Origin of the sequence: Mesorhizobium sp. B2-5-7, assembly GCF_006440875.1 — a bacterium.
In the GTDB taxonomy this organism is placed as follows: Bacteria; Pseudomonadota; Alphaproteobacteria; order Rhizobiales; family Rhizobiaceae; genus Mesorhizobium; species Mesorhizobium australicum.
On record NZ_VFUO01000003.1, the window covers coordinates 233,937 to 259,723 of the forward strand.

Annotated in this window: 21 protein-coding genes and 2 pseudogenes; 15 read left to right on the plus strand and 8 right to left on the minus strand. The window is 63.1% G+C overall.

Features of this window, described 5'->3' with window-relative positions; genetic code table 11:
• Nucleotides 1-3 precede the first annotated feature (3 nt).
• The 4 genes from FJ543_RS14970 to FJ543_RS14990 form a co-directional block, all read right to left on the minus strand.
• Entirely contained in the window at nt 4-1,269 is a 1,266-nt protein-coding gene (locus FJ543_RS14970) for a glycerate kinase (RefSeq protein ID WP_140875746.1), read from the minus strand.
• 181 nt (nt 1,270-1,450) lie between these two features.
• The gene (locus tag FJ543_RS14980; protein ID WP_015314309.1) at nt 1,451-1,957 is read right to left on the minus strand and encodes a heme-degrading domain-containing protein; all 507 of its coding nucleotides are present in this window, start codon (nt 1,955-1,957) and stop codon (nt 1,451-1,453) included.
• 76 nt (nt 1,958-2,033) lie between these two features.
• Nucleotides 2,034-3,347: a guanine deaminase gene (gene guaD, locus FJ543_RS14985; RefSeq protein WP_015314310.1), complete on the minus strand. Its 1,314-nt coding sequence runs from the start codon at nt 3,345-3,347 to the stop codon at nt 2,034-2,036.
• Between the two features lie 2 nt (nt 3,348-3,349).
• Nucleotides 3,350-4,567: a urate hydroxylase PuuD gene (locus FJ543_RS14990; RefSeq protein ID WP_015314311.1), complete on the minus strand. Its 1,218-nt coding sequence runs from the start codon at nt 4,565-4,567 to the stop codon at nt 3,350-3,352.
• A 132-nt stretch (nt 4,568-4,699) separates the two neighbouring features.
• Here FJ543_RS14990 and FJ543_RS14995 point away from each other — a divergent pair, with 132 nt between their 5' ends.
• Nucleotides 4,700-5,620 (plus strand): LysR family transcriptional regulator, encoded by a 921-nt coding sequence (locus FJ543_RS14995; RefSeq protein WP_140615052.1) that lies wholly within the window; start codon nt 4,700-4,702, stop codon nt 5,618-5,620.
• Between the two features lie 156 nt (nt 5,621-5,776).
• Nucleotides 5,777-6,016, plus strand: a pseudogene (locus FJ543_RS31835) (nitrilotriacetate monooxygenase); the annotation flags it as partial.
• 53 nt (nt 6,017-6,069) lie between these two features.
• On the opposite strand, the gene xdhC reads toward FJ543_RS31835, so the two are convergent.
• The 4 genes from xdhC to uraH form a co-directional block, all read right to left on the minus strand.
• Nucleotides 6,070-7,074, minus strand: a complete 1,005-nt coding sequence (gene xdhC / locus FJ543_RS15005; RefSeq protein ID WP_140875750.1) for a xanthine dehydrogenase accessory protein XdhC — start codon at nt 7,072-7,074, stop codon at nt 6,070-6,072.
• Nucleotides 7,075-7,137: 63 nt separating this feature from the next.
• A complete protein-coding gene (gene xdhB / locus FJ543_RS15010; protein ID WP_015314316.1) occupies nt 7,138-9,501 on the minus strand; it encodes a xanthine dehydrogenase molybdopterin binding subunit in 2,364 nt (787 codons plus the stop codon).
• Nucleotides 9,501-10,982, minus strand: coding sequence for a xanthine dehydrogenase small subunit (gene xdhA / locus FJ543_RS15015; RefSeq protein WP_015314317.1), 1,482 nt, complete (start codon nt 10,980-10,982; stop codon nt 9,501-9,503). The genes xdhB and xdhA overlap by 1 nt, the downstream gene beginning before the upstream one ends.
• A gap of 3 nt (nt 10,983-10,985) precedes the next feature.
• Complete coding sequence (uraH, locus tag FJ543_RS15020) at nt 10,986-11,360, minus strand: hydroxyisourate hydrolase (protein WP_015314318.1); 375 nt, start codon at nt 11,358-11,360, stop codon at nt 10,986-10,988.
• Nucleotides 11,361-11,564: 204 nt separating this feature from the next.
• Between uraH and puuE the strand changes: the two genes are divergently transcribed.
• The 13 genes and pseudogenes from puuE to FJ543_RS15085 all read left to right on the plus strand — a co-directional run bounded on the left by puuE (nt 11,565) and on the right by FJ543_RS15085 (nt 25,738).
• Nucleotides 11,565-12,983, plus strand: a complete 1,419-nt coding sequence (gene puuE / locus FJ543_RS15025) for an allantoinase PuuE (protein WP_140875752.1) — start codon at nt 11,565-11,567, stop codon at nt 12,981-12,983.
• A 10-nt stretch (nt 12,984-12,993) separates the two neighbouring features.
• Nucleotides 12,994-13,857: a bifunctional allantoicase/(S)-ureidoglycine aminohydrolase gene (locus tag FJ543_RS15030; RefSeq protein ID WP_140875753.1), complete on the plus strand. Its 864-nt coding sequence runs from the start codon at nt 12,994-12,996 to the stop codon at nt 13,855-13,857.
• The gene (locus FJ543_RS15035) at nt 13,854-14,357 is read left to right on the plus strand and encodes an ureidoglycolate lyase (protein WP_140723432.1); all 504 of its coding nucleotides are present in this window, start codon (nt 13,854-13,856) and stop codon (nt 14,355-14,357) included. Before FJ543_RS15030 ends, FJ543_RS15035 begins: the two co-directional genes overlap by 4 nt.
• The gene (locus FJ543_RS15040; protein WP_140875754.1) at nt 14,357-14,950 is read left to right on the plus strand and encodes a nucleoside deaminase; all 594 of its coding nucleotides are present in this window, start codon (nt 14,357-14,359) and stop codon (nt 14,948-14,950) included. The genes FJ543_RS15035 and FJ543_RS15040 overlap by 1 nt, the downstream gene beginning before the upstream one ends.
• A gap of 79 nt (nt 14,951-15,029) precedes the next feature.
• Nucleotides 15,030-15,311: pseudogene (locus tag FJ543_RS15045) on the plus strand (type II toxin-antitoxin system MqsR family toxin); the annotation flags it as partial.
• Nucleotides 15,312-15,376: 65 nt separating this feature from the next.
• Nucleotides 15,377-15,733, plus strand: a complete 357-nt coding sequence (locus FJ543_RS15050; RefSeq protein ID WP_246677675.1) for a type II toxin-antitoxin system MqsA family antitoxin — start codon at nt 15,377-15,379, stop codon at nt 15,731-15,733.
• An 81-nt stretch (nt 15,734-15,814) separates the two neighbouring features.
• The gene (locus tag FJ543_RS15055) at nt 15,815-17,800 is read left to right on the plus strand and encodes a CocE/NonD family hydrolase (RefSeq protein ID WP_140875757.1); all 1,986 of its coding nucleotides are present in this window, start codon (nt 15,815-15,817) and stop codon (nt 17,798-17,800) included.
• 154 nt (nt 17,801-17,954) lie between these two features.
• Complete coding sequence (locus tag FJ543_RS15060) at nt 17,955-19,541, plus strand: ABC transporter substrate-binding protein (RefSeq protein ID WP_140875758.1); 1,587 nt, start codon at nt 17,955-17,957, stop codon at nt 19,539-19,541.
• A 16-nt stretch (nt 19,542-19,557) separates the two neighbouring features.
• On the plus strand, nt 19,558-20,517 hold the full coding sequence (locus tag FJ543_RS15065; RefSeq protein ID WP_140875759.1) for an ABC transporter permease: 960 nt from the start codon (nt 19,558-19,560) through the stop codon (nt 20,515-20,517).
• A gap of 10 nt (nt 20,518-20,527) precedes the next feature.
• Nucleotides 20,528-21,352 carry an ABC transporter permease gene (locus tag FJ543_RS15070; protein ID WP_140821691.1) on the plus strand — a complete coding sequence of 275 codons (825 nt, stop codon included), beginning with the start codon at nt 20,528-20,530 and terminating at the stop codon, nt 21,350-21,352.
• On the plus strand, nt 21,349-23,007 hold the full coding sequence (locus tag FJ543_RS15075) for an ABC transporter ATP-binding protein (RefSeq protein WP_140615074.1): 1,659 nt from the start codon (nt 21,349-21,351) through the stop codon (nt 23,005-23,007). The genes FJ543_RS15070 and FJ543_RS15075 overlap by 4 nt, the downstream gene beginning before the upstream one ends.
• Nucleotides 23,008-23,228: 221 nt before the next feature.
• Entirely contained in the window at nt 23,229-24,815 is a 1,587-nt protein-coding gene (locus tag FJ543_RS15080; protein ID WP_140875760.1) for an ABC transporter substrate-binding protein, read from the plus strand.
• A gap of 83 nt (nt 24,816-24,898) precedes the next feature.
• The gene (locus tag FJ543_RS15085) at nt 24,899-25,738 is read left to right on the plus strand and encodes an alkaline phosphatase family protein (protein WP_140875761.1); all 840 of its coding nucleotides are present in this window, start codon (nt 24,899-24,901) and stop codon (nt 25,736-25,738) included.
• Nucleotides 25,739-25,787 lie beyond the last annotated feature (49 nt).

Sequence of the window (25,787 nt, forward strand, 5' to 3'; positions counted from 1 at the left end):
GGTTTAGCGAACGAGAATTGCCCTGAGATCATTCACGTTCGTGCCGGTCGGGCCGGGCACGAAGAGATCGCCAACGGCATTGAAGGCCGTCCAGGCATTGTTTCCGGCCAGCATCGCCTTGGCATCCACACCCGCCGCGCGCATCCGCGAAACGGTCGAGCCGTCGGCGAAGGCGCCGGCATTGTCTTCCGAGCCGTCGATGCCGTCGGTATCTGCGGCAAGAGCGTGAATGCCTTCGATGCCATTGATGCCGATGGCGAAGGCAAGCAGGAATTCCGAGTTGCGGCCACCCTTGCCTTTGGCCCGCAACGTGACGGTGGTCTCCCCGCCCGACAGGATCAGAACCGGCTTTTGGAAGGGCCGGTTGCGCGTCGCCACTTCGCGGGCGATGGCCGCGTGGACGCCGCCGACCTCGCGTGCTTCGCCTTCGATGGCATCGGAGAGGATGACGGCTTCGATGCCTTGCCGCCTCGCTTCCACCGCTGCCGCTTCCAGCGACACGCCGGCCGATGCGATCAGATGCACCTCGTTGCGCGCAAAGCGCTGATCGCCGGGATCTGGGGCGTCGGCCGCCGGCGACTGGATATGCGCCATGACCGCGTCCGGCAGTTTCATGCCATAGGCTGATATAGAAGCCAGGGCATTCTCACGGCTGCCGACATCGGGAACGGTTGGGCCGGAGGCGACAAGGGCCGGATTGTCGCCGGGGATGTCGGAGACCACCAGCGACACCACCTTGGCCGGCCAGGCCGCGGCAGCCAGCCGGCCGCCTTTGATGGTGGAGAGGTGTTTGCGGATGGTATTCATCGCCGCGATCGGCGCGCCGGAGGCAAGCAGCGCCTCGTTGACGGCGATCTCGTCGGCCAGCGTCAGGCCGGCGGCCGGAGACGGCAGCAGCGCCGAACCGCCGCCGGAAATCAGCGCCACGACCAGATCGTCCGCTGTCAGCCCTTGCACCTTCTCCAGCAGGCGCCGCGAGGCCTCGAGCCCGGCAGCGTCCGGCACCGGGTGTGCGGCCTCGATGATCTCGATGCGCTCGCATTTGGCGCCATAGCCGTAGCGGGTAACGACCAGGCCTTCGATCGTCTCATCCCAGACCTTCTCGAAGGCCGCCGCCATCTGCGCCGAGCCCTTGCCGGCACCGATGACGATGGTGCGGCCCTTCGGCTTTGCCGGCAAATGATCGCGAATGGTCTTTTCCGGATCGGCGGCCGCGACGGCGGCGTCGAAGATGGAGATGAGGAAGGATTCGGGATCGAGCACGGTCATCCTTGGCTGCCATCGGCGATTTGCGAATAGCCGCAAGGCTGGCCCCGCCCCTCATCCGCCTGCCGGCACCTTCTCCCCGTATAGTGACGGGGAGAAGGGAAGCGCTCCAGCGTTGGTACGCCCCTCTCCCCGTCTCTATACGGGGAGAGGGTGAGGGTGAGGGGGAGGGGCAGCGCTGACGTCACGATTTTTCTTCCGGCGGCAGAGCAAGCTGGCCTGCATCGATGGCCAGGTAATCGCACAGCGCATCGACCACCACGCCATGATCCTGGCGCTCAGGCAGGCCAGAGACCGCGATCACGCCGATGACACCGACGCCCTTGACCGCAACCGGAAAGCCGCCGCCGGCCAACACATAGTCAGCAATATCGAGCCCCTCGCCGATCTTGAAGGTGCGGTCGGGGCGCTGCTGCTCCAGCACCAGCCGGTAAGTGCTTCTGAGATAGCGCTTCACGACATTGATTTTGCGCCGCGCCCAGTCGGGATTGGAAGCGTTCGAGCCCGGCATCGCGGCATAGAACAGCGGCCGGTCGAAGGTCCTGATGTCGACGATGATGGGCAAGTCTTCCCGGAGCGCCCGGTCGCGGATGGCCGAACCGATCTCGAAGGCGACAGCCTCGTCGAAGGCCGTGAAGACAAGCGTCTCTTCCTGTCTCTTGATCAGAGCGATGTCGTCAGCAACGGCCATGTCGTTCCCCTGTCAACTTCGCCGCACGCTTTGACCGATGGCTGCCGCCGGGTCAAGCGGGGAACACGCCGCAGTGCTAAATTGCGATGTCGCTCTTGGCAGGCCGCCCCGCGACATAGACCTCGCGCACCGCGCGGTCGTCTCCCAGCGTCTGCAGCAGGAACAGTTCCTGCGCCAGCGTCTCGACCGTTTCCATCCTGAGCCGCATCGCCGGCGTCGCCCTGGCATCGAGCACGACGATATCGGCGTCGGTGCCATCCTCCAGCGTGCCGATCCTGTCCGCCACCGACAGCGCCTCGGCGTTGCCACGCGTGATCTGCCAGAATGACTGGAACGGGTTGAGCTTCTCACCATTGAGCGCGATTACCTTGTAGCCCTCTTCCATGGTACGCAGCATCGAATAGTTGGTGCCGCCGCCGACATCGGTGGCGGTCGCGATGCGCAATGGCTTGTCGCGGCAGCGAAAGCGCTGATAGTCGAACAGGCCGGAGCCGAGGAACAGGTTGGAGGTCGGGCAGAATACCGCCACCGAACCGCTGTCCGACAGCGCGTCCGCCTCACGCTCCGACAAATGAATGCAATGACCGAACAGGCTCTTTTTGCCAAGCAGCCCGTAATGTTCGTACACATCGGTGTAGTCGCGCGACCAGGGGTAGAGCTGTTGCGTGAAGGCGATCTCGGCGTGGTTTTCCGACAGATGCGTCTGCATGTGCAGGTCGGGATGTTCGCGGCACAGCGCGCCGGCCATCTCCATCTGCTCCGGTGAGGAGGTGATGGCGAAGCGTGGCGTGATGGCATAAAGCTGGCGGCCCTTGCCGTGCCACTCGGCGATCAGCGCCTTGGTGTCGTCATAGCCGGATTGCGGTGTGTCGAGCACGCCTTCGGGCGCGTTGCGGTCCATCATCACCTTGCCGGCGATGTTGAGCATGTCGCGCGCGTGCGACTCGGCGAAGAAGGCTTCCGCCGACGCCTTGTGCACCGAACAGTAAGCGGCGACCGTCGTCGTGCCATGGCGCACCGTCTCATCAAGGAACAGGCGCGCGATGCGGCGGCCATGCTGCGCGTTGGCGAATTTTGTTTCCTCTGGAAAGGTGTAGGTGTTCAGCCAGTCGAGCAGTTCGGCGCCATAGGAAGCGATGATCTGCATCTGCGGGAAATGCACATGGGCATCGATGAAGCCCGGCAGCAACAGATGCGGCCGGTGATCGATTTTTTTTGTCCCCTCGCCCGCCTGTTTCTCGACATCGGCGTAGGCGCCCGATGCAACGATCCTGCCGCCGCTTATCAGCAGGCCACCATCTTCCTCGTAGCGCCAGGCGGAGTGGTCGTCGATGGCTAGCGGCCAGCGCACGAAGGACAGCGTGCGGCCGCGCAGAAGTGTCGAGGTCATGCTTATTTCCCCGCGCCTTCGAACCAGGCGACCAGCAGCGCCCGCTCCTTGTCGGTGATCTCTGTGACATTGGCGGGCGGCATGGCGTGGCTGCGGCCTGCCTGCAGGTAAATCTCGCGGGCATGATCAGCAATGCCCGCGTCCGTATCCAGCATCACCCCCTTGGGCGCGTGGTAGATGCCCTCGTAGACCGGCTCCGCGGCATGGCACATCGAGCAGCGGCCAAGCACGGTGTCGCGCACCGCCGGGAAATGCGCCGAAGCGATATAGACTTGCGCCGAGGCGGAAACCTTGGGTTCACCGGTCAGCACCTTCGGCACGGTCGACAGCCAGATGATGATGAGGAACAGGACAAGGGCGCCCAGCCAGGTCCAGTGCGGGTTGCCGGCACGTTTGTGCACGCTGTTGAAATAGTGGCGGATCAAGACACCGATGATGAACACCAGCGAGGCGATGACCCAGTTGAACTGCGTCCCGAACGCCAGCGGATAGTGGTTCGACAGCATCAGGAACAGCACGGGGAGCGTCAGATAGTTGTTGTGGAGCGAACGCTGCTTGGCGATCTTGCCGTACTTCGGATCCGGCTTGCGTCCTGCGATGAGGTCGGCGACGACGATCTTCTGGTTCGGAATGATGACCATGAAGACATTGGCCGACATGATCGTCGCGGTGATGGCGCCAAGATGCAGGAAGGCGGCGCGGCCGGTGAACAGATGCGTCAGTCCCCAGGCGATGAACACCAGCACGCAATAGAGAACCAGCATCAGGCCGGTGTCGCTTTTGCCGAGCGGCGAGCGGCACAGGAGATCATAGACCACCCAGCCGACGCCGATCGTCGCCATCGACAGCAGGATGCCTATTGGCACCGACATCGGCAGCACATTGGGATCGATCAGGAACAGGTCCGCTCCGGCGTAATAAACCACGCACAGCATGGCGAAACCGGACAGCCAGGTGGCGTAGGATTCCCACTTGAACCAGGTCAGATGCTCGGGCATCTCGGCCGGCGCCACCAGATATTTCTGGATGTGGTAGAAGCCACCGCCATGCACCTGCCATTCCTCGCCGAAGGCGCCGACGGGCATGCCTGGTCGCTGGCGCAGGCCCAGATCGAGCGCGACGAAATAGAAGGACGAGCCGATCCAGGCGATGCCGGTGACGACGTGCAGCCAGCGCACGGCGAAGCTCAGCCAGTCCCAGAAAATCGCGAAATCCATCATTGAAGTCGTCCCTGCCGATGACGCGACTTTAAGGTGTGGCGCGTAAACGGAAAGAGGCGAGGTGTGCGATGACTTTCAAAAAAAATTGGAAAATACTAGGTTGATCCCTGCAAACCGGCGAAGGTGCTCCGCATGGCCTATCTCGACAACATCGCCGTCTTCGTCCGCGTCGTCGAGCTCGGCAATCTGTCGGCGGCCGGGCGCGACATGCGCATTTCGCCGGCGGTCGCCTCGAACCGTATCAAGGAACTGGAGAAGCATCTCGGCGTCCGGCTGTTCAACCGCACGACACGGCAGTTGATGCCGACCGAGCACGGCACCGTGTTCTACTCGGGCGCGAAGCAGGTTCTGGAGGCGATCACTGAAGCGGAGGCGGCCGTCTCGGCACTGTCCGGCCAGCCGCGCGGCACCATCAAGGTGACGGCGCCGCTTGGGCTCGGCCGGCGGCTGGTGGCCTCGGGCATTCCCGATTTTCACGACAAATACCCTGATATCGAGGTGCGGCTCAGGCTCTCGGACCACAATGTCGACATCATGAAAGAGGGCATCGATGTCGCCTTCCGGCTCGGCATCATCGAGGACTCCAGCCTTCGGATGCGCGGCATCATGGAATGCGAACGTGTGTTGGTCGCCGCACCCAAATATCTTGAGGCACGCGGCGAGCCCATGGATCCGCAGGAATTGATCGGCAGGAGACATGACTGCCTGATGCTGCGCTATTCCGGCGCACGCGAATATGTCTGGACCTTGCAAACGCCGGCCGGCCAGCAAAAATTCGAAGTGCACGGGCCCTACGACACCGATGACGGCGACGTGCTGACCGGTTGGGCTCTGTCGGGACGCGGTATCATCAACAAGCCGCGCTTCGAGGTCGAGCCGTTCATCCGCGACCGGCGGCTGAAGGTCATTCTCGCCAGCACCCCGCCTACGCCGGTGCAGTTCGCTGCCGTATATCCGCACAAGAAGCTGCAGGATCCCAAGGTGCGCCTGCTGCTCGACTTCATGGCGGAGCGCTGCCAGCGGCTGATCAAGGACATCCTGGCCGGGCGGTAGAACAGGCCGGCAAGTGACCGCCGGCTGCTTCCATTCGCCGGGCTTGTCTTGCTGCAGGACGAACTTAGTTTCGTCCTGCGCGGTTTTGACCGGGCAATCCGCACCTTGGTCGAGGTACGAGCAAAGCCGATGGGTCATCGTTGCCGATTCCGAGGCGCCTCGACCCTCGCGCATCAGCCTATAATCTAGCGCGTCGCTTCGCGTCCCCTCAACGTCATCAGCCACGGCCGTGCCGGCTGGAACGCATCGCTGACCCTACCCGCGCGAGGCCACCAACTTCAGCAGGCCCGAAGGATTTTCGGACACGGTTTTCGACGCTGCGCGGAGGAATTCACAGGCATCGTGCAGGGCCTGTGGCAGGACGCGGATGCTCTACTGTTCGACAAGAGCGGCGGTCACGCTGCCTGAACATCTCGGCTTGAAACGGCCGGCTTAGCCGCGGCGCAAGTCTAACTCGCCATCACCCTGTCATGGGGACGGTCGGAACTTGAGGCCGCCCCGTGCACGACTAGAGCCGTCATGATCTCGGCGGCCGCCAGTGCGGCGATCACCTGCGGGCGCTTGTCCTTGACGGCGTCGCCGCCGATCGGCGAGACGAGCCGGGCAAATTCAGTCTCCGCGCCGTCCGCCGATTTTAGGAACCAGTTTCTGAATGTCGCCTTCTTGGTCTTCGAGCCGATCATGCCGACATAGGCAGCGTCGCCGCGTTTCAGTGCTTCGGCGACGATCAGGAAATCGAGCGCGTGGTCATGGGTGAGGATGGCGAAGGCGGTGCCGGCCGGGGCGTTGCGCACCTCGGCTTCCGGCATCGGCGTCAGCCGCGTCTCGATGGTTTCCGGCATGCCTTCCAGCGCCTCGGCCCGCGTCTCGATGACGACACCGTGCACGGGAAGAAGCGCTACCGTAGACGCGAGCGCCTGGCCGACATGGCCGCCGCCGAAGATATAGACATGCGGCAGCTGCGCCTCCTCGGCTTCCGCCGCCGCAACCAGCTCGGCGGCCAGCGCTGCATCGACCAGCCGAATCAGCACCTCGACCCGTCCGCCACAACACTGGCCAATTTCGGGGCCGAGCGGGACGTCAAGCGAGGCGCAGATTTCGTCGGCCTCGATGCGGGTTCCCCTCCCCCTCGAGGGGAGGGTGGCGGCGAAGCCGCCGGGTGGGGTCGTTGCGGCAGTGCTCGACCCCCTTGCGGTGCCTCCTGCGAGGACCCCCTCTGGCCGCTTCGCGGCCATCTCCCCCTCGAGGGGGGAGATGAGCATCTGCCGCGCCTTGTCGATGGCCATGTATTCGAGCTGACCACCGCCGATCGTGCCAAAGATCGCCGCAGGCGAAACAAGCATGAAAGCGCCCTTCTCACGCGGCGTCGAGCCCTTGGTACCGGCCACTTCGACCAGGGCAAGTCGCGCGGCGCTGCCGAGAAAGGTTTTCAAGCTTTGCACGTTCGAGTTCATGGTTCACGGTTCCCGAATGCAAAATATAGGCTTTTTCGGCTGGGATTGCACGTTTGCCGGCCTTCAGGCGCCAGCCTTGACCTCTTTCTTCAACCGCTCGATCGCCATCAGCACGCGTTCGGGGGTCGCCGGCGCGTCGAGGCGCGGGCAGATCTTGTGGTCGGCGACGCTGGCCACGGCATCCGACAGCGCATGCAGCACTGCCATGCCATGCGGCAGCGGTGGCTCGCCGACCGCCTTGGAGCGATGGATGGTCGGCTCATAGGCCTGCGACCAGTCGGTCAGCGCGACGTTGAAGATCTTCGGCCGGTCCGAGGCCAGCGGGATCTTGTAAGTCGAGGGCGCATGGGTGCGCAGCCGGCCCTTGTCGTCCCACCACAGTTCCTCGGTGGTCAGCCAGCCCATGCCCTGGATGAAGCCGCCCTCGACCTGGCCGAGGTCGATGGCCCGATTCAGCGAACGGCCACAGTCGTGCAGGATATCGGCGCGCTCGACGACATACTCGCCGGTCAGCGTGTCGACCGACACTTCGGCGCAGGCCGCGCCATAGGCATAGTAGTAGAAGGCGTGGCCCTGGCCCTTGCCGCGGTCCCAGTGAATCTTCGGCGTCTTGTAGAAGCCGGCGGCCGAGAGCTGCACACGCGCGATGTAGGCCTGCTTGACCAAATCGTTGAAGCTGACTTCCTGGTTGCCGACGCGCACCCGGTTGGGCAGGAACACCACCTGGTCGACAGGTATCTGATATCTCTCGGCGGCGAAGTCGGTCAGCCGCTGGCGGATCTGGCGCGCCGCGTTCTGCGCCGCCATGCCGTTGAGGTCGGCGCCCGAGGACGCCGCCGTCGGCGCGGTGTTGGGCACCTTGGCGGTTGTGGTGGCGGTGATCTTCACGCGGTCGAGGTCGATCTGGAACTCCTCGGCCACGACCTGCGCCACCTTGAGGTGCAGGCCCTGCCCCATTTCGGTGCCGCCATGGTTCATGTGCACCGAACCATCGGCATAGACATGGACCAGCGCCCCGGCCTGGTTGGACTCGGTCTTGGTGAAGGAGATGCCAAACTTGACCGGCGTCAGCGCCAGGCCGCGCTTGACGAAGCGGCTGTTGGCGTTGAACGCGGAAATCTCGCGGCGGCGGCGCGCATAGCTGGCGCTCTCTTCCAGTTCCGCCACGATGCGCTGGATGATGCAGTCCTCGACCTTCTGGTGATAGGGCGTGACGCAGCGCGCGCCGATCGCCTCCATCGAGTCATAGAAATTCAGCTTGCGGATTTCGAGCGAATCCTTGCCGACCGCGAAGGCGACCTCGTCGATGACCCGCTCGGCGCCGATCATGCCTTGCGGGCCGCCGAAGCCGCGGAAGGCGGTGTTGGAGACGGTGTTGGTGTAGAGCGGCGCCGACTTGGCCAACACCGCGGGATAGAAATACGCGTTGTCGCAGTGGAACAGCGCGCGGTCGCCGACCGGGCCGGACAGGTCGGCGGAAAAGCCGCAGCGCAAGGCATAGGTGAAATCGACGCCGAGGATGTTGCCCTCGTCGTCGAAGCCGACCTCGTAGTCGATGGCGAAATCGTGCCGCTTGCCGGTGGCGGTCATGTCCTCGTCGCGGTCGAGCCGGACCTTGACCGCCCGCTTCAGCTTCTTGGCGGCGATGGCGGCGATCGCGGCGCACTGGTTGGCCTGCGTTTCCTTGCCGCCGAAGCCGCCGCCCATGCGGCGCACCTCCACCGTCACCGCGTTGCTCGGCACGCCGAGCGTGTGGGCGACCAGATGCTGCGTCTCGCTCGGCCCTTGCGTCGAACAGTAGACGGTCACCTCGTCGTCCTCGCCGGGGATGGCGAGCGACACCTGGCCTTCGAGATAGAAATGGTCCTGGCCGCCAAGCCACATGCGGTTCTTGATGCGGCGGGGGGCTGCCTGGATTGCGGCGGCCGCATCGCCACGCTTCAGGATCAGCGGCGTCGTGACCTGCTTGTCCCTGGTCGGATCAAGGTCCCATATGTCGATGAGGGCAGGGAGCTCGTCATACTCGATCCCAGCCAGGCGCACGGCGCGACGCGCCGCCTCGCGCGTCTCGGCAATGACCGCGAAGATCGGTTGCCCGAAGAACTGCACCTTGCCTTCCGCCAGCACCGGATCGTCATGCATGTTGCTGGGCGAGACATCGTTCTCGCCCGGCACGTCGGCATAGGTCAGCACGTCGACGACGCCAGGGGCCGCGCGCACCGCCGAGAGATCGACGCTCTTCAGAACGCCATGGGCCACCTTGGACAGGCCAAGACCGACATGCAGCGTGCCGGCCGGCTCCGGCATGTCGTCGATATAGACGGCGCCGCCGCTGACATGCTTGTGGGCGGAATCGTGCCGCTGGTCGGTGGCGACGCCGCCGACGATCTTCTCGGCCTTGAGGTTTGATGGTGCGTGCTTGTTCATCAGGCCGCCTCGCTGCGTGATACCTGGAACGGCGCCTTGGTGCCGGTGGTTTCCACGTAAAAGCGCAACAGAAGGTTCTTCGCCGCCAAAGCTCGGTATTCGGCGGTTGCGCGCATATCGGTCAGCGGGGTGAAATCGCTGGCATAGCAGGCCATAGCCGCTTCCACCGTCACTTCGGTCCAGGCCTTGCCGAGCAGCGCCTTTTCGACAGAGGACGCCCGCTTCGGCGTTGCCGCCATGCCGCCATAGGCGATGCGGATATCGGCTACCGTGCCGTCCTTGGCCAAGGCCAGATAAAAGGCGCCAAGGGTCGCGCTGATGTCCTCGTCGCGGCGTTTGGTGACCTTGTAGACGGCGAACTTTGTCCCCTTTACCGGCACCGGCACATGCACGGCCTCGACGAACTCGCCTGGCTGGCGGTCCTGCTTGCCATAGGCGATGAAGAAATCCTGCAACGGGATCGTGCGCCGTGTCTTGCCCCTGCGCAATGTCAGCCGTGCACCGAGCGCAATCAACGGTGGCGGCGTGTCACCTATCGGCGAGCCGTTGGCGACGTTGCCACCGATCGTGCCCATGTTGCGGACCTGTTCGCCGCCGATGCGGTCGAACAACGGCCCCAATGCCGGGATGCGTTTCGACAGCGTCGAAAAGGCTTCGGTGTAGGTGACGCCGGCGCCAATCGATATGACACCATTGTCTTCCGTGACGGTGCAAAGCCCCGGCAGATTGCCGATGAAGATCGCCGGCGAGATGTCGCGCATCTGCTTGGTCACCCACAGACCAACGTCGGTCGAACCGGCTACGACGGTGGCGGTCGGCTCTTTTTCGAAGACAGCTGCGAAATCGTCGGCATCGGCCGGCACAACCAGCCGCGTCCCGCCGGCGCCGATCTCGACCCTGGCGCCATCGTGCAACGCCTGCAGCCGTGTGGTGATGTCCCGGCGCTCCGCCGCCAAGGGGTCCTTCGCCACCTTGCCGTAGCTCGATATGGCGTGCGCGGCGCGCATGATCGCCTCATAGCCGGTGCAGCGGCAGAGATTGCCTTGCAAGGCTTTTTCGATGGCCGCGCCCGAAGGGTCCGGTGACTTCATCCACAAGCCGTAGAGCGACATGACGAAACCCGGCGTGCAGAAGCCGCATTGCGAGCCATGGAAATCGACCATAGCCTGCTGGACCGGATGCAACTGGCCAGCTTCGCCGCGCAGGTGCTCGACCGTCACGACATGGGTGCCGTCGAGCGAGCCCAGAAAGCGAATGCAGGCATTGATGCTTTCATAGACCAGTCCGGTGGCCGAAAGTCTGCCGATCAGCACCGTGCAGGCGCCGCAATCGCCCTCGGCGCAGCCTTCCTTGGTGCCGCGCAGCGAACGGTCGAGCCGCAGCCAGTCGAGCAGGGTCGCGTCAGGCGTCACGGATGACAGCGCGACATCCCTGCCATTCAGAATGAAGCGGATTTCGTTGCGGATATTGCCCTTGGCCATGCCTCAGCTCCCCCTGTAGGTGGAATAGCCGTATGGCGAGATCAGCAATGGTACATGATAGTGCAGCGCCTGCGCCATGCCGAAGCGGATCGGCACGCTATCGAGGAAGGCAGGCTCGGGCAGCTTCGTTCCTTGGCCGCGCAGATAGTCGCCGGCCGCGAACACCAGTTCGTATTCGCCGATGCGGAAGTCGGCACCGGCCAGCAGCGGCGCATCGCAGCGGCCGTCGGCATTGGTGACGACCGTCTTCAGAAGCGTGCGGGCCAAACCCTCGAGACGGTAGAGCGCGATGGACAATCCAGCCGCCGGCCTGCCGGTCGCGGTATCCAGGACATGGGTCGTCAGACGCCCGCCATCGGCTTTCGATGTCTCTGCCATTGGCCGCCTCCCATTTTCCAATACGAACAAATTGGCCGGTACAATCGAGCACTACTGATGAATTGTGCGCCAATTAAAGGCGATGCATAAGTCCCGGTCGAGCGGAGTGCGACAAAAACACTTTCAAAAATTTTGAGGGGAATGCGAGAAGCACCCTTTCGATATCCTGATCATACTTCCGGTGATGCCGGGCGCGGAGGGACGATGCGTTACAGCAGGGACATGCGTGGCTACGGAGCCAATCCGCCGGATCCGAAATGGCCTGGCGGCGCGCATGTCGCCGTGCAGTTCGTCGTCAACTACGAAGAGGGCGGCGAGAACTGCGTGCTCCACGGTGACAAAGCTTCTGAAGCCTTCCTGTCCGAGATCGTCGGCGCGGCGCCCTGGGTGGGCCAGCGCCACTGGAACATGGAATCGATCTACGAGTATGGGGCGCGGGCCGGCTTCTGGCGGCTGCTGCGCCTGTTCAGCGAAGAGCAAGTGCCTGTCACCTGCTATGGCGTCGCCACGGCGCTCGCGCGCTCACCCGACCAGGTCACGGCGATGCAGGAAGCCGGCTGGGAAATCGCCTCGCACGGGTTGAGATGGATCGACTACCGCGACCACGACGCCGAGGACGAGCGCCGCGACCTCGAAGCGGCGATCAAGCTGCACTACGAGGTGACCGGCCAGCGCCCGACCGGCTGGTATACGGGCCGCACATCGATCAACACGGTGCGGCTGGTGGCGGAGGAAGGCGGCTTCGACTACGTCTCGGACACCTATGACGACGAGCTGCCCTACTGGTTCGAGCATGAGGACGGCACGCAGCTTATCATCCCCTATACGCTCGACGCCAACGACATGCGCTTTGCCACACCGCAAGGCTTCAACTCGGGCGACCAGTTCTTTGCGTATTTGAAGGACAGTTTCGATACGCTCTATGCCGAGGGCAAGGCCGGCCGGCCGCGCATGATGAACATCGGCCTGCATTGCCGCCTGGTCGGGCGGCCGGGCCGGGTGGCGGCGCTGAAACGCTTCGTCGATTATGTCAAATCGCACGACAAGGTCTGGCTGGCGCGGCGTATCGACATCGCCAAGCACTGGCAGGAAAACCACACCTATCAGCCGGCCGCGCTACGCCCCTCGAAGATGGAATTCGAGACGTTCGTTCACAGCTTCGGCGGCGTTTTCGAACATTCGCCCTGGATCGCCGAGCGGGCCTACGAGCTGGAGCTCGGCCCGGCGCACGACACGGCGGGCGGCCTCCACAATGCGCTTTGCCGCATCTTCCGTTCCGCCAGTGAGACCGAACGGCTCGGCGTGCTCAACGCCCATCCCGACCTCGCCGGCAAGCTGGCCAAGGCCAGGCGACTGACGGCGGAATCGACCAGGGAACAGGCTTCCGCCGGTCTCGACGCGCTGACAGACAAGGAACGCGAACTGTTCTCCAAGCTCAACGCCGCCTACGTCACCACCTTCGGCTTTCCCTTCATCATCGCGGTGAAAGGCAAGACAAAGGAGGAAATCCTCGCCGAATTCGAAGCCCGCATCGGCAACAGCCGCGGCGTCGAATTCGAAACCGCCTGCAAACAGGTCGAGCGCATCGCGCTGCTGCGCCTCAAGGACATGCTTCCACAATAGGTTTGAACCCATGGATACGATCAGGATGCCCGAGCGAACCTATTATGCCCCAAAGGGCGGCCATTCTGGCCAGAGCGAACTTCTGACCGGCCGCGCCGTCTTCACCGAAGCCTATGCGGTCATCCCCAAGGGCGTGATGCAGGACATCGTTACCAGCGTCCTGCCGTTCTGGGACAAGACCCGTGTCTGGATCCTGTCACGGCCGCTGTCCGGTTTCGCCGAGACGTTTTCGCAATACATCGTCGAGGTCGCGCCAGGCGGCGGCAGCGAGCGGCCGGAGCCCGATGCCGGCGCCGAAGGCGCCCTGTTCGTGGTCGAGGGCGAGCTGACGGTTCTGCTCGACGGCATGAAACATGTGTTGCGCCCCGGCGGTTTTGCCTTCCTGCCGCCGGCCAGCGGCTGGACAGTCCGCAACGAAGGCAAGGCGGCTGTCCGCTTCCACTGGATACGCAAGGCTTATGAAGTCGTCGATGGCCTCGAGATTCCGCAAGCCTTCTTCACCAACGAACAGGAGATCGCGCCGACGCCGATGCCCGGCACCGAGGGCCGCTGGGCAACGACGCGGTTCGTCGATCCCGCCGATCTGCGCCATGACATGCACATGACCATCGTCACGCTCGAGCCCGGCGCGGTCATTCCCTTCGCCGAGACGCATGTCATGGAACACGGGCTCTATGTGCTCGAAGGCAAGGCTGTCTATCGGCTCAACCAGGACTGGGTCGAGGTCGAGGCCGGCGACTATATGTGGCTGCGCGCCTTCTGCCCGCAGGCCTGCTATGCCGGCGGCCCCGGCAAATTCCGCTATCTGCTCTACAAGGACGTCAACCGGCACGCCAAGCTCGGCGGGGCCGGCATCGCGAAGCGGACGTCATGAGCCGCATTGTCGCGCGGCCGCTGACCCGTGAGGCCTTTGCCGAATTCGGCGATGTCATCGACATGGGCGGCGACAACCACTATCCGATCAATGGCGGCAAGGCCGAGCGCTACCATGACCTCGCCACCGCGCAAGCCACGGGGCCGAATGCGCGCGTGCTGATCTCGATGGTGCGCGGCACGCCCTATGACATGCCGCTGAAGCTGACCATGGTGGAGCGCCACCCCTTGGGCAGCCAGGCCTTCATACCGCTGTCGCCGCGTCCGTTCCTGGTCGTCGTCTGCCCTGACGGCAAGGACGGGCCTGGCGAGCCTCATGCCTTCGTCACCGCACCGGGGCAAGGCATCAACTACTTCCGCAATCTCTGGCACGGCGTGCTGACGCCGCTCGGAGAGCCTCAGGACTTTTTGATCGTCGACCGTGGTGGCGACGGCTCCAACCTCGAGGAATTCCACTTCTCGCACGCCTACGAAATCCACCTCCCTGACGAGAGCTTGTGATGACCGACATTTCGCTGATCGACCGCCTGCTCGACGTCATCGAGCACGAGATCGTGCCGAAGACGGCAGAAGGCGTCGCCCACGGCAACAAGCTGTTCGGCGCGGCGATCCTGCGCAAGGACGACCATTCGCTGGTGCTGGCCGAGACCAACAACGAGATGGAAAATCCGCTCTGGCATGGCGAGGTGCATTGCCTGAAGCGCTTTTACGAGATGCCCAGGGCCGAGCGCGTCGACACCAAGGACGCCATCTTTCTCGCCACACACGAGCCCTGCTCGCTCTGCCTGTCGGCGATCACCTGGGCCGGCTTTGACAACTTCTACTATTTGTTCAGCCACGAGGATTCGCGTGACAGTTTTGCCATCCCGCATGATCTCAAAATTCTGAAAGAGGTCTTCACCCTCGACCCCGGCGGCTACAATGCCGAGAACGCCTATTGGAAAAGTTTTTCGATCCGCAGGTTGGTTAGGGCGCTACCCCGGGCCGAACGCCAACGGCTGGAGGAGCGGATCGGGAAAATCTCGGCGCGCTACGACGAATTGTCGGGTGACTACCAGGCGAGCAAGGCTGAGAACGACATTCCGCTGAATTGAGCTTCCGTCTCAACAATCGCCGCTTGAGTTACCCCCTTTATGGGGGCATACTGATTATGGATAACGCAGACCCACTTACGATCTTGATGCAATCAAGACGACATTTGGGTCTGTCGACACGCTGGCGATCACAACGTCCGCACTGCGGGATGCTGTTGGGCTGGGCTTCCATCGCGCCGGTTTGATCGAGGTGATCGACAGCATGACGCGGAAGATGTTTGTAAAGTCGATGACGACTTTCGCGGATCATCGAGTGTGGCAGGATGTCTATCACGTGCCAGCGCGTGACATGCTTCTCTATGTGAAATTCCAGGCGGATGTCGTGACCGAATTCACGGTCATGTCATTCAAGGAGAAATGACCATGGCGACAAGGGAGAGCAGTGAAACGAATAGGATGGTCTCCCCCGAAACCGGAAAAACGTTGATGCGCGGAGTCCGTCCATTCACCGTGACCTATAAGGGCGAGAGCATGATCGTCGACCTGCCCGGCTACTATCCGCCATCGGATGGCGAGGGTGTGCATGTCGGCGACGATATGGCCGCCGTTGATGCCGGGTTGCGCGCGCTCAAAGAGAAGATCGACGGCGTGCCGGCCCCGTCAACCATCCGCCGCATGCGCACGAAGCTCAAGCTGTCGCAGCGCGAGGCCGGATCCTTGTTCAAGGTCGGCGAGAACGCCTTCGACAAGTATGAAAGAGGCTTGATCGAACCGAGTGGCCCGACCATTCAATTGATGACATTGCTGGAGAAACATCCCGAACTGCTCGACGAATTGCGATAGCGGCACAGGTCGCATATTTCGCTGCTCCAGTCGCGAATGGCGATTGAAAGTTCTCGTGCCGCGGAGCGTTATGCCTGCCATATGAAAACCATCACCGAATTTCCCCGCAAGGTCGTCGAATTTCCCGATATGGGCATCGTCATGCCCGATGGCTGCCGGCTGTCGGCTCGGGTGTGGATGCCGGAGGATGCGGGCGACGATCCGGTGCCTGCCATCCTCGAGCACCTGCCCTACCGCAAGCGCGACGGCACGATCTTTCGCGATCAGCTTACCCATCCCTATTTCGCCGGCCACGGCTATGCCTCGATCCGCGTCGACATGCGCGGCAATGGCGATTCCGAAGGGCTGATGGACGACGAATATTCCGAGCAGGAACTGCAGGACGCCTGTGATGTCATCGCTTGGGCGGCGGCGCAGCCCTGGTGCAACGGCAATGTCGGCATGATGGGTATTTCCTGGGGCGGCTTCAACTGCCTGCAGGTGGCGGCCAAACAGCCGCCGGCGCTCAAGGCGGTGATCAGCCTGTGCTCGACCGTCGACCGCTATGCCGACGACATCCACTACAAGGGCGGCTGCCTTTTGAACGAGAATTTCGGCTGGGCCTCGACCATGCTGTCCTACTCGTCGCGGCCGCCGGATCCGCTGATTGCCGGCGACAGCAAATGGCGCGATCTGTGGCTGAGACGGCTGGAGAACCAGTCGTTCCTCTTGCCCCTGTGGCTCAGCCACCAGCATCGCGACGCCTATTGGAAGCGCGGTTCGATTTGCGAGGATTTTTCGGCCGTCAAGGCGGCTGTGCTGTCGATTGGCGGTTGGCACGACGGCTACCGCAACACGATCTCGCACCTGATCACCAACATCGAGGCACCGGTCAAGGGCATCGTCGGGCCGTGGATCCACAAATACCCGCACTATGCCGGCCCCAAGCCAGCCATCGGCTTCCTCCAGGAGGCGCTGCGCTGGTGGGACCGCTGGCTGAAGGGCGCCGAGACCGGCGTCGAGGCCGATCCCGACTACCGTGCGTATGTCATGGACAGCGTGCGTCCCGCGCGCTGGCATCCGGAGCGGCCCGGCCGCTGGATAGCCGAGCAGGAGTGGCCATCGTCCAACATAACGACTGAAGCGCTCGAGCTCATGGCCCCGGGTGCAGGGCCTTCAGCCGTCGCTTCGCCGCAAACCTGTGGGCTTGCCGGCGGCGAATACTTTCCGTTCACCTTCGGACCGGAACTGCCGGGCGATCAGCGTCCTGATGACGGGCTGTCGGCCTGTTTCGACCAGCCTGAGCTCACCAAGCCGATCGAGATCGTCGGCGCGCCGGAGCTTGAGGTCCAGCTTGCCTCGGATCGGCCCCAGGCCAACATCGCTGTCCGGCTCTGCGACGTGCATCCCGATGGCGCCTCGGAACTGATCTCCTATGGCGTGCTCAATCTGACGCACCGCAACTCGCATGAATTCCCCGAGGCGCTGGTCCCCGGCGAGACGGTTTCGGTCCGTGTCGTACTCGATCAATGCGCCTACCGCGTGCCGGCCGGCCATCGTCTGCGCGTCGCCGTTTCGACCGCCTACTGGCCCGCTATCTGGCCCTCGCCCGAGCCGGTACGGCTGACCGTGTCGGCGGCCACGCTAACGGTGCCGTTGCGCCTGCTGGCAACAGGCGATGAAGCCGTTTTCGCCGAGCCGGAAGGTGCCACGCCGTGGGCGACCGAGACGGTTCGGCCCGCCAATTCCGAACGCCATGTCGATCGCGACGAAAAGACCGGGATTGTCACGCTGTCGATAACCGACGACTTCGGCGAAGTGCGCGATCTCGACCACGGACTGGTCAACGGCAGCATCGCCCGCGAAACCTGGACCATCCAACCTGACGATCCCCTGTCGGCCTCGGGAAAAACACACTGGACGCAGACCCTGTCGCGAAATGGATGGTCGGTCCGTACCGAGACATGGGCGCAGATGCGGTCGGACGCGCAAAACTTCATCGTCAGCGCCCGAATCGAAGCCTATGAGGGCGAAAAACTCGTCTTCGAGCGCGATTTCGACGAAAAGGTCCCGCGTGCGCTTGTTTGAGCGCTGAAATCATTGATCCAAATGCGACGTGCGATTTACGCCATGGCATGTCGCATTCGGTCTTGCTTACCGCTTTCCCTTGCGGCCATTATTCCCTTTAACAAGAAGCAAGAAAATCGACCGCAGAGTCGAACCAACAGAGTGAGGAACTCAAATGTCAAACGAACTGGAATTCCTTAGCTGGCGCGTTGCGTCCGGCAAACTGAGCCGTCGTGATTTTCTCGGCCGGGCGGCAGCGCTCGGCATCGCCGCACCCTTCGCCAACGCGCTGCTTTCCAGCGCGGCACGCGCAGCGGGTCCGGTCAAGGGCGGTACGCTGAAGGCCGGCCTGGTCGGCGGTGAATCCACCAACAGCCTCGACCCGGCGCTGATGATGACGCAGGTGCCGTTCGCCTTCGGCAAGTGCTGGGGCGAAATGATCGTCGAGCTGTCGCCGGAAGGCAAGCTCGAGAACCGCATCGCTGAAGACATCGGCTCGTCCAAGGACGCCAAGACCTGGACGCTGAAGATCCGCGACGGCGTCGAATTCCACAACGGCAAGACCGTGACCGCGGAGGACGTGGCCGCCACGCTGGAGCGCCATTCGGACGAGAAGTCGAAATCCGGCGCGCTCGGCTACATGAAGGGCATCGACACCATCAAGGCCAGCGGCAAGGAAGTGGTGCTGACGCTGAAGGAGGCCAATGCCGACCTTCCCTATTTGCTCAGCGACTATCACCTGATCGTCCAGCCCAATGGCGGCAAGGACAAGCCCGATGCCGGCATCTCGGCAGGGCCATACGTGGTCAAGACCAACGAGCCTGGCGTGCGCCATGGCGGCGAGCGCTTCGCCAATTACTGGCAGGGCGACAAGATGGGCCATGCCGACCAGATCGAGGTCATCGTCATCAATGACGCGACCGCCCGCACGGCAGCACTGCAGGGCGGCCAGGTCAACATGATCAACCGCGTCGAGCCGAAGATCGTCGACCTGATCAAGCGCGTCCCGGGCGTGACCATCCGCAACCACGCCGGTCCCGGCCACTACGTGTTCATCATGCATTGCAACACGGCGCCGTTCGACAACAACGACCTCAGGATGGCGCTGAAGCTGGCGATCGACCGCGAGGAGATGCTGACCAAGGTGCTGCGCGGCTACGGCTCGCTCGGCAACGACTTCCCGATCAACGCGTCCTATCCGCTGTTCAGCGAGATCGAGCAGCGCAAGTACGATCCCGACAAGGCCAAGTTCCACTACAAGAAGTCAGGCCATGACGGCACCGTGCTGCTCAGGACCTCGGACGTGGCTTTCCCCGGCGCCGTCGATGCGTCCCAGTTGTTCCAGCAGAGCGCGGCCAAGGCCGGCATCAAGATCGAGCTCAAGCGAGAGCCCGGCGACGGCTACTGGAACGAGGTCTGGAACAAGCAGCCCTTCTGCGCCTCCTACTGGGGCGGCCGCTCGACGCAGGACCAGATGTATTCGACCGCCTATCTGTCGACGGCAGACTGGAACGACACGCGTTTCAAGCGCCCGGATTTCGACAAGATGGTGCTGGCGGCGCGCGCCGAACTCGACGAGGCCAAGCGCAAGCAGATGTACCATGACATGGCTGTCATGGTCCGCGACGACGGCGGCCTGATCCTGCCGATGTTCAACCAGTTCATCGACGCCACCGGCGCCAAGGTCGATGGCTGGGTGGATGATCCGCACCAGGAACTGATGAACGGCTACGCCCTGGCGAAGTGCTGGCTGCAGGCCTGAGTCCGGCTTTGCAGAGATGTCTTCACCCATCCTGAAACTCATTGCCCAGCGCATTGCGCTGGGCATCCTCCTTCTGTTGGCCATCTCGGTCCTGATCTTCGCCGGCACGCAGATTCTGCCAGGCGATGTCGCGCAAGCCATTCTGGGACAATCCGCGACGCCGGAATCGCTCGCCAATCTGCGTGAGCAGCTCGGGCTGAACGACCCGGCCTATGTCAGGTATTTCCACTGGCTCGGCGGCGTCTTGACCGGCGACCTCGGCACGGCGATGTCGAGCGGGCAGGTTATCGCAACCTCGATCAAGTCGCGCCTGTGGAACACACTGTTCCTCGCCTTCTGGGCGGCGATCGTGGCCGTACCGCTGGCCATCATCCTGGGCCTGATCGCGGTGCGCTACCGCAATGGCTGGGTCGACAAGCTGATCTCCGGGCTGGCACTGGCCTCGACCTCCTTCCCCGAATTCTTCATCGGCTATGTGCTGGTCTATTTCTTCGCCGTGAAGTGGCAGATCTTTCCCGGCATCTCGACTGTCTACGAAGGCATGCCCTTCGGTGAGCGGATGCAGGCGATCGCGCTGCCGGCGACGGCGCTGACGCTGGTGGTGCTCGCCCACATGATGCGCATGACGCGAGCGGCGATCCTCAATGTCATGCAGTCGGCCTATGTCGAGACGGCGGAACTGAAAGGGCTGTCGGCGTTCAACGTCATCCGCAAGCACGCCTTCCCCAATGCCATCGCGCCGATCATCAACGTCGTCATGCTCAACCTCGCCTATCTCATCGTCGGCGTCGTCGTGGTCGAGGTGATTTTCGTCTATCCCGGCATGGGGCAATATCTCGTCGATCACGTCACCAAGCGTGACGTGCCGGTGGTACAGGCCGTCGGCCTGATCTTCGCCGCCGTCTACATCAGTCTCAACATCATCGCGGACATAGCGGCGATCGTCGCCAATCCGCGTCTCCGCCATCCGAAATAGGGGGGCTGATATGCTCGATATCAAACGCATCCCCGTCCCCGCGCTGATCGGCATTGTCCTGACGGCACTGTTCGTGCTGGCGGCGATCTTCGCGCCCTGGATCTCACCGCATGACAATGCCGAAATTGTCGGCGATGTCTGGGAGCCGATATCGGCGGCGCATTGGCTGGGCACCGACAATCTCGGCCGCGATTTGCTGTCCCGGATGATCTATGGCGCCCGCATCACCTTGTTTATCGCCGTGCTGGCCACCGCGCTGTCGTTCTCGCTCGGCGCCATACTTGGCTTTTCGGCGGCCGTGTTCGGCGGCTGGTTCGATACGATCCTGTCGCGCCTCGTCGATCTCCTGATGTCGATCCCGACACTGATCATGGGCCTGGTGGTGCTCTCAGTGCTGCCAACCAACCTGGTGACGCTGATCCTGGTGATGGGCATTCTCGACTCGACGCGCGTCTATCGCCTGTCGCGCGCGGTCGCCGTCGACATCAACGTTATGGACTATGTCGAGGCCGCCAAGCTGCGCGGCGAAGGCAGCGCCTGGATCATTTTCCGCGAAATCCTGCCCAATGCGCTGTCGCCGCTGATCTCCGAGCTCGGCCTGCGCTTCATCTATGCGGTGCTGTTCCTGTCGACGTTGTCCTTTCTCGGCCTCGGCGTGCAGCCGCCGGACGCCGACTGGGGCGGCATGGTGAAGGAGAACAAGGACGGGATCGTGTTCGGCATAGGCGCCGCGCTCATTCCCGCGGCCGCGATCGCAGCACTGGCGATCTCGGTCAATCTTGTGGCCGACTGGGTGCTGAACCGCACGACAAGCCTGAAGGGAGGACGCGGATGACGGCCGACGTGAAGGCAAAGTCCACCCCTCTGCTCGATATCCGCAATTTGCGCATCGAGGCGACGGTCTATCCGCCAGGTGAGGCGCCGAAGAATATCGTGCTCGTGCACGACGTCTCGCTGACGCTGGAGAAGGGCAAGGTGCTCGGCCTGATCGGCGAATCCGGAGCCGGCAAGTCGACCATCGGCCTGTCGTCCATGGGCTATGGCCGTGGCGGCGTGCGCATCACCGGCGGCGAGGTGCTGCTCAACGGCCGCGACATCCTGAAGGGCGGCAAGGAAGGTTTCCGCAAGCTGCGTGGCCGCGAGGTCTGCTATGTCGCGCAGTCGGCGGCGGCCGCTTTCAACCCGGCGCACAGGCTGATGGACCAGGTGGTGGAAGCCACGCTGCTGCACGGGACGGCGACACGGGCGGAGGCCGAGAAACGCGCGATCGCGCTGTTCAAGAAGCTCAGCCTGCCGAACCCGGAAGCCATCGGCGAACGCTTTCCGCACCAGGTGTCAGGCGGCCAGCTGCAGCGCGTCATGACGGCTATGGCGCTGTGCTCGGAGCCTGACCTGATCGTCTTCGACGAACCGACGACGGCACTCGACGTGACGACGCAGATCGACGTGCTGGCGGCGATCAAGGACGCCATCCGCGACACCCATGTGGCGGCGCTCTATATCACGCACGATTTGGCCGTCGTTGCCCAAGTCTCGGACGAGATCATGGTGCTGCGCCACGGCCGGCTGGTCGAATGGGGCGGCACCCGCCAGATCATCAAGGAACCGCGCCAGGAATACACCAACGCCCTGGTTTCGGTGCACGAGATCGAACATGCCGAGCAGAACCCCGGCACCACGCCGTTCCTGTCTGTCAAGAACGTCACCGCTGCCTATGGCGGCGGCCAGGTCAAGGTGCTGAAGAACGTCTCGGTCGATATCTACCCCGGCCAGACATTGGCCGTGGTTGGCGAATCCGGCTCCGGAAAATCGACGCTGGCGCGCGCCATAACCGGACTTTTGCCACCCGAGCAGGGCACCGTCACGTTCGACGGACGCCCGTTGGCCAACCGGCTTGCCGACCGGCCGAAGGAGGATTTGCGCCAGCTGCAGATGATCTATCAGATGGCCGACGTGGCGATGAACCCGCGCCAGACCGTCGGCACCATCATCGGCCGGCCGCTCGAATTCTATTTCGGCATGCGCGGCAAACAGCGCGATGCCCGCGTCGCCGAACTGCTCGACAAGATCGAAATGGGCAAGGGCTTTGTCGACCGTTACCCGGCCGAGCTTTCCGGCGGCCAGAAACAGCGTGTTTGCATCGCCCGCTCGCTCGCGGCAAAACCCAAGCTGATCATTTGTGACGAGGTGACCTCGGCGCTTGACCCCTTGGTGGCGCACGGCATCCTGAAGCTTCTGCTTGAACTGCAGAAGGAGGAGAACGTCGCCTATCTGTTCATCACCCACGATCTGGCGACGGTGAAGTCGATCGCCGATTCGATCGCTGTGATGTATCGCGGCGAGGTGGTGCGCTATGGTTCGAAAAGCAAGGTGCTGACGCCCCCCTTCGATGACTACACCGACCTTCTCTTGTCATCGGTCCCGGAGATGGAGATCGGCTGGCTGGAAAAGGCGATCAAGGGGCGGCGCATGGCCAGCGCCGGGAACTAGCGCAGTTCACGGTTTCACGGGAACGGTGAACTGCTCTATCTCTTTGTTTTTATGCAATTCCGGATGGAAAACCGTTCACACTTTTCCTGGAATTGCTCTAGGCACCCAGCGATCCGCCAACCAGGGGGGATGGCGGCCGTCATCCGCATGCAACACTAGGGCGCCACACGTCCTTTGGACGGGCGCCACTGGTGCGGCGTTGTTTCAACAAGGGGTAGGACATGAAGACTGAACTCGATCATCTCGCCGATCTCGCTGGCCAGGGCCGTATATCGCGTCGCGACTTTCTTGGCCGCACCGCGGCGCTCGGCGTGTCCGCCGCGCTGGCAACGACGCTGGCCGGGAGGGCCTTCGCACAGAGTCCGGTCAAGGGCGGCATCATCAAGGCCGGCCTGCAGGGCGGTGAATCGACCAACAGCCTCGACCCTGCCCTGAACCTCAGCCAGGTCACCTACAGTTTCAGCAAGCAGTGGGGCGAGTATCTTGCCCGGCTAAGCCCAGACAACAAGCTGGTAAACCTGATCGCCGAAGACATCGGCGCTTCCAAGGACGCCAAGACGTGGACGATCAAGGTCCGTGACGGCATCGAATTCCACAATGGCAAGACGGTAAACGCCGAAGACGTTGCCGCCACCATCGAGCGCCATGCCGACGAGAAGTCGAAGTCGGGCGCGCTCGGTATCCTCAAGAACATCAAGGGCGTCAAGGCGAGCGGCAAGGAAGTGATCGTCACGCTCGGCGATGCAGACGCCGACTTCCCCTATCTGATGGCCGACTACCATCTCGTCATCCAGCCGAATGGCGGCAAGGACAACCCGAATGCCGGCATCAGCGCCGGTCCCTACAAGGTCACCGTCAACCAGCCGGGCGTGCGCCATGGCGGCGAACGCTTTGCCAACTACTGGCAGGGCGACAAGGCCGGCCATGCCGACCAGGTCGAGATCGTCGTCATCAATGACGCGACGGCGCGTCTCGCTGCCCTCCAGGGTGGTCAGGTCCACATGATCAACCGCGTCGAGCCGAAGGTTGTCGATCTGGTCAAGCGCATTGCCGGCGTAAGTATCGAGAACGTGTCTGGCAAGGGCTACTACCCGTTCAACATGTTCTGCGACACCGCACCCTTCGACAGCAACGATCTGCGTATGGCGCTCAAGCTCGCCATGGACCGCGAGGAAATGCTGGAGAAGATCCTGCGCGGCTACGGCTCGGTGGGCAACGACTTCCCGATCAACGAAGCCTACCCGCTGTTTACCGCCATCGAGCAGCGCAAATTCGATCCGGAAAAAGCCGCCGCCCTCTACAAGAAGTCGGGCCATAGCGGCTCGGTCCTGCTGCGTACCTCCGATGTCGCCTTCCCCGGCGCCGTCGACGCCGCCCAGCTCTATCAGCAGAGTGCGGCCAAAGCCGGGATCAAGATCGAGATCAAGCGCGAGCCCGGCGATGGCTACTGGTCCGAGGTGTGGAACAAGAAGCCCTTCTCGCTCTCCTATTGGGGCGGCCGCGCCACGCAGGACCAGATGTATTCCACCGGTTACGTCTCGACAGCCGACTGGAACGACACGCGCTTCAAGCGGCCGGGATTCGACAAGATGCTGTTCACCGCGCGCGGCGAGCTCGACCAGGACAAGCGCAAGGCGATCTACCACGACATGGCGGTCATGATGCGCGACGAAGGGGGCCTGATCGTGCCCTTCTTCAACCAGTTCATCGACGCGGCCGCCACCAACAAGATCAGCGGATGGGTCAAGAACCCGATCGGCGAAATGATGGATGGGTACGCGCTGGGAGAATGCTGGCTGAACGCCTGACATCTGTCTCATATTGAAAAGCGCCGCGTGTCCGAACGACACGCGGCGCGCTCGTTTCAACAGACAATCGCGTGGAGCAACCGGTGGCGATCCAATCCAAGCTTCTGCTGATCATCCTCGATGGCGTTCCCTACCGCAACTGGCGCCGGCTGATGGGCAATCTCGAGGGTTGGGTGCAATCGGGCGAGGCGCGGGTGTGGAAGATGCGCTCGGTGCTGCCGTCGACCTCGGCCTGCTGCTATGCCTCGGTCCACACCGGCGTTTCGCCGCAGGTGCACGGGATCCTGTCCAACGAAAACCGGTTTCGCGTCGGACAGCCCGATATCTTCTCGGAAGTCAGCAAGGCCGGCGGCAGGACCGGCGCGGTTACCCATTCCTACTGGTCTGAATTCTTCCGTTCCTATCCCTTCGACCTCGTCGAGGACATGGAATATGACGAGCCCGGCGGACCGATCACGCATGGCCGCTTCCACACCATGACCGGCTATAATCTCAAGAACCAGATGACGCCGAGCGATGTCGACCTGTTCGCGACGCTGACCATGCTCACCCGGCGCCACGGCATTGACTACGGCATCCTGCACACCTGCACGCTGGACTCGATGGGCCATCGCTTCGGTCACGACTGCCACGAGATGGACCATGCCTGCTACGCCATGGACGGCATGCTGGCGGCCTTCCTGCCGGGCTGGATCGAAGCCGGCTATGAGGTCATGGTCACCGCCGACCATGGCCAGACCGACCGCGGTCACCATGGCGGCCATGACGACGAGATGCAGGATTTCGCACTGTATTATTTCGGACAAGGCAAAGGGCCGGAAGCCGACACGCTGCTCGACCAGTTGCAACTGGCGCCAACGGTGTTGAGCCGGCTGGGCGTGCCGGTGCCGGCGACGATGAAGGCGAAGGCTTTTCTCACCTGATCGGGCGGCTGGCGCCTCCCGCATCCGCCTGCCGGCACCTTCTCCCCCT